The following is a 456-nucleotide window of genomic DNA, read 5'->3' as shown; positions in this document are numbered from 1 at the left end:
ATCTGCTCTCCGGCCTCGCGGGCAGCGCCCTGACCTACCTCATCGCCGCTCCGAACCAGCCGTCGCTCGGTGCCTCCGGCGCGATCTTCGGGCTGCTGGGCGCCACCGCCGTGCTGATGCGCCGGATGAACTACGACATGCGCCCGGTGCTGATCCTGCTGGCGCTGAACCTGGTCTTCACCTTCACCATGGGCGGTATCGCCTGGGAGGCGCACGTCGGCGGTCTCGTCGCGGGCGCCCTGATCGCGGTCGGCATGGTGCACGCCCCGCGCGAGCGGCGTACGGCGGTGCAGGCCGGGACCTGTGCGCTGGTGCTGCTGGTCTCCGTCGTGATCATCATCGCCCGCACGATGTCCCTGACCTGAGCCCTGTCCGCCCGGCCCGGTACAGGGTCCGGCCGCTGTCCTCCCCAGGGCAGAGCACAGTTGTCCACAGTGGACCCAGGATCTTGTGCAT

General features: G+C 69.7%; 1 protein-coding gene. It reads left to right on the top strand.

Translation table 11 applies throughout. The annotated features are described in order from the left end of the window. The coding region (locus RNB18_RS51895; protein WP_311721043.1) for a rhomboid family intramembrane serine protease at positions 1-365 on the top strand (365 nt) is incomplete at its 5' end. Positions 366-456 lie beyond the last annotated feature (91 nt).

Source organism: Streptomyces doebereineriae (assembly GCF_031845645.1).
In the GTDB taxonomy this organism is placed as follows: domain Bacteria; phylum Actinomycetota; class Actinomycetes; order Streptomycetales; family Streptomycetaceae; genus Streptomyces; species Streptomyces canus.
Note: the sequence above shows the minus strand (reverse complement) of the source record. Positions and strands in the feature narration are given on the sequence as shown.